Source organism: Ferruginibacter sp. (assembly GCF_031430955.1).
Lineage (GTDB): Bacteria > Bacteroidota > Bacteroidia > Chitinophagales > Chitinophagaceae > Ferruginibacter.
The window spans coordinates 1-3625 of sequence record NZ_JANPCM010000063.1 but is presented as its reverse complement, the minus strand read 5'-3'; the positions used below and the strand labels follow the sequence as shown (position 1 = coordinate 3625).

Here is a 3625-nt window from a genome sequence, read left to right as displayed (position 1 = left end):
TATGGTGGAATTGTTAATGTAATTATGAGTAGAGTTATGTGTAGCATCGTATGGAATCCAAAAACCTTTCTTTGTCTTTGGATGAATTAATCCATGTCCTGCAAAATAAATTATGAGTTTATCATTTGTTGTCAAAACTCCTCCAAGATTGTTAAGGGCGTCAATGATGTTGGCTCTACTTGCTAGTGTGTCAAACAGTGGGTTTTGTACATTATCAAAGCCATATTTTTCTATTAGGATTGTTTGAAGTCTTTTTGCGTCAAATTTGGCATTGTTTAAAACCTTAAATGAATTGTTCTTGTATTTGTCTATGGCAATAGTTAGTATGTAATTTTTTCCGCTCAAATTTATTAATGTTTGAAATGTAGTTTAAGCATGACGCACAACTTATAAATATACAAAACCTAATCTTTAAAAAATTGATTTGAAATTTAATTTTTTATTAAATGCTTTTCAGCAAAACATAATTAAAGTTCCCCAATGATATGAAGTACAAGAGTGTCTCGCCTTAGGCCAGACCAATGAAGTAAAATTGAAAAACAAAAAGTTCGGCCCAAAAAAATTACTTTCCTTTATCTCTCCACTCTTCTTCTAAAATACTCATCTCTGTTAAACTCCACCATTGGCCTTTAAATAATAAACAATCACGGCTGGTGCCTTCAATTACAAGGCCGGCTTTTTTATAACAACTGATAGCGGCTTTATTAAAATCGTACACGCCTAAAGCAATGCGGTGCAGGTGCAGATCGTTAAACCCAATTTTTAAAACCGCACTTACCATTTGCCTGCAATACCCTTTGCCCTGTTGCATGGGATCAACCAAAACTCTTGTTATACGTCCTGCTTTATTTTTTTTGCTGATGCCGCCTAAAGATATATGGCCAATAATATTTCCTGTTTCATCATCTATCGCTTTGTAAACAAATGCTTCGGATGTATTTATATCATTTACCCCTTCAATATACCATTCTAAACTTTTAGGCTTAAGAGGAAAACTGAATAAACCTCCTGCCCAGTTCATTAAAATCTCTTCGTTATCTATCCACTTAATCAACTGCTCAAAATCATCAGGGGTAAAATATTCTAATCGAATCATAATAAATTTTTGTTACCTGCAAGATATAACGAAGAACTAAATTTTAAACACTAATTGAATGAAAAGAATTTGTTTACAGGTGTTAAGATAGAAGTTTTTTAAGGTACACTGTGGCGGCTACTATTACAAAAATTAGAGGCAAATCCCTAAGCAAGTTTCTTATTTTGAAATCGCACCAATCAATGATCGTTCAGCGGCAATCCTCTTTTCTGAAACTCCACCCAGTTTAAATATTCGGGTGCCACCCGGTGCTCTTCCATAGTAATGCAATCATCAACGGGGCAAACGAGTTCACATAAATTACAGCCTACGCATTCTTCTTCTTTAATGGTGTAAGTGTTATAAGGTTTGCCAAATTGTAAATTGATGGATTGATGAGAAGTGTCTTCGCAGGCAATATAACACAAACCACAGTGGATACATTTATCCTGGTTTATTTTTGCAATGTGGTGATAGTTGATGTCGAGGTCTTCCCAATGTGTAATGGTATCAACCGATTTACCAATAAAATCTTCCAGTGTTTTAAAACCTTTTTCATCCATCCAGTTGTTTAATCCTTCAATCATATCTTCCACAATTCTAAAACCATGTTTCATTGCAGCGGTGCACACCTGTACGTTAGTGGCACCCAGCAACATAAATTCTACTGCATCTTTCCATGTGCTTATTCCTCCAATGCCACTTATCGGAACTTTTTTTGTCAACTCATCCTGAGCAATAGTGGTTAAAAATTTTAAGGCAATTGGTTTAACTGCCGGTCCGCAGTAGCCGCCAAAAACAGATTTACCTGCAACATAAGGATTGGGCACCAGTGTATCCAAATCCACACCGGTTATTGATTGAATGGTATTGATCAACGACAATGCATTCGTTCCTGCTTTTACCACCGACCTTCCGGTGGGTACCACCGAATGTACATTGGGTGTTAATTTTGTTATAACAGGAATCGTTGCTTTTTCCATCACCCACTCTACTACCATACAGGCAATTTCCGGGTCTTGCCCCACGGCGGCGCCCATGCCACGTTCCGTCATGCCATGCGGACAACCAAAATTTAATTCAAAGCCATGTGCACCGGTGTCTTCACATTTTTTTATTAATTCGTGCCAGCTGTTTTTATCATTGTCGGCCATCAATGAAATAATCATTGCCCTGTCGGGAAATAATTTTACACACTCTGCAATTTCTTTCAAATTTATTTCCAGCGGCCTGTCGCTGATAAGTTCAATATTATTAAAACCCATTACTCTTTGTCCGCCATAATCTACAGCAGAATATCTTGATGAAACATTTTTTACCTGGCTGCCAAGCGTTTTCCAAACCACGCCGCCCCAGCCGGCTTCAAAAGCACGGAGTACATTATATTTTTTATCTGTCGGCGGCGCACTCGCTAACCAAAATGGGTTGGGAGATTTTATGCCGAGGAAGTTTGAGGTTATGTTTGCCATATGAAGCCCCTATCCCCTAAAGGGGAAACAGGGTAGATTAGTTAGAAGATTAAGTTTTATATTTTTTGTTGCAAGCATTTGTGATTATTATCTACTCTAAAAAAATTGCATTTTCTTTTTTTGAGCCCATCTATATTTCTCTATTCAACTTCATTGGTCTGGCCTAAGGCGAGACACTCTTCAGCAATATTTCCTTATTGAGCATTATAGAATTTTTTATTTTTACTAATGTCACCCCTTCGGGGTTTTGCTTCATTTAATAATTTGTTTGCTATATTAATGTCAGCCTTTCAGGCTTTAAAATCTATAGAAATTTTTTCTTCAGGATCAGTTTGAATTTGAAATCAAATTCCTAATTGCTAATTCCTAAGTATTGCATTATTGCAGCTGCCCCGTCCTTTCCCGCCTGCACCGCATCAACAACTTCTTTACCGCCATTCACTGCATCGCCACCGGCAAACACGCCTTTAATATTTGTTGCACAATTATTAATAACAACCCTTCCTTTATTATTCATAATACCATTATCCATTATTAATTCTTCAAAAGGCATTTGGCCTGCGGCTTTAATCACCATGTCCACCTCTAAAGAAAATGTTTCACCGGTTACTTCTGTGCTTCTTCTGCCGCTGGCATCGGGCTCGCCGAGTTGCATAATATTGCAAATGATTTGGGTTACTTTTCCATTAACCCCTTTTAATTCTTTTGGTGCAGCTAACCACATTATTTTACAACCATCTAACATAGCAATATCCAGTTCATGTTGGGTGCAGGGCATTTCTTCCTGCGTTCTTCTGTAGAGCATCGTTACTTCTTTTGCACCCAAACGTTTTGCCTGCGTGGCAGCATCAATAGCCGTCATACCCATACCAATTACAGCAACTTTATCACCCACAGGTATTGCAGGAAAACCTTTGTCTCTTAAATCGTAAATAAATTTTATCGCATCTTCCACACCTTCTAAATCTTCACCGGGAATATCTAATTGCCTTGCTAAGCCTACACCAATTCCAAGATATACTGCGTCATATTTTTTTTGTAATGCAGCAAGCGAAATATTTTTACCCAGCTCCTGGTTATA

4 protein-coding genes are annotated in these 3625 nt (G+C 37.5%); all 4 read right to left on the bottom strand.

The features are described 5' to 3' along the window. The coding region (locus tag ACY65O_RS01730) for a caspase family protein (protein WP_462219124.1) at positions 1 to 345 on the bottom strand (345 nt) is incomplete at its 3' end. 217 nt (positions 346 to 562) lie between these two features. After that, positions 563 to 1096 (bottom strand): GNAT family N-acetyltransferase, encoded by a 534-nt coding sequence (locus ACY65O_RS01725; protein ID WP_462219123.1) that lies wholly within the window; start codon positions 1094 to 1096, stop codon positions 563 to 565. Between the two features lie 179 nt (positions 1097 to 1275). After that, positions 1276 to 2544 carry an NAD-dependent dihydropyrimidine dehydrogenase subunit PreA gene (gene preA / locus ACY65O_RS01720; protein ID WP_462219122.1) on the bottom strand — a complete coding sequence of 423 codons (1269 nt, stop codon included), beginning with the start codon at positions 2542 to 2544 and terminating at the stop codon, positions 1276 to 1278. Between the two features lie 352 nt (positions 2545 to 2896). Then, positions 2897 to 3625 (bottom strand): FAD-dependent oxidoreductase (locus tag ACY65O_RS01715; RefSeq protein ID WP_462219121.1); only part of this gene is annotated, 729 nt, incomplete at its 5' end.

Coding starts and splice junctions, on each gene's coding strand:
- ACY65O_RS01725 (WP_462219123.1), bottom strand. CDS start 1,096: ATGATTCGATTAGAATATTTTACCCCTGATGATTTTGAGCAGTTGATT.
- preA (WP_462219122.1), bottom strand. CDS start 2,544: ATGGCAAACATAACCTCAAACTTCCTCGGCATAAAATCTCCCAACCCA.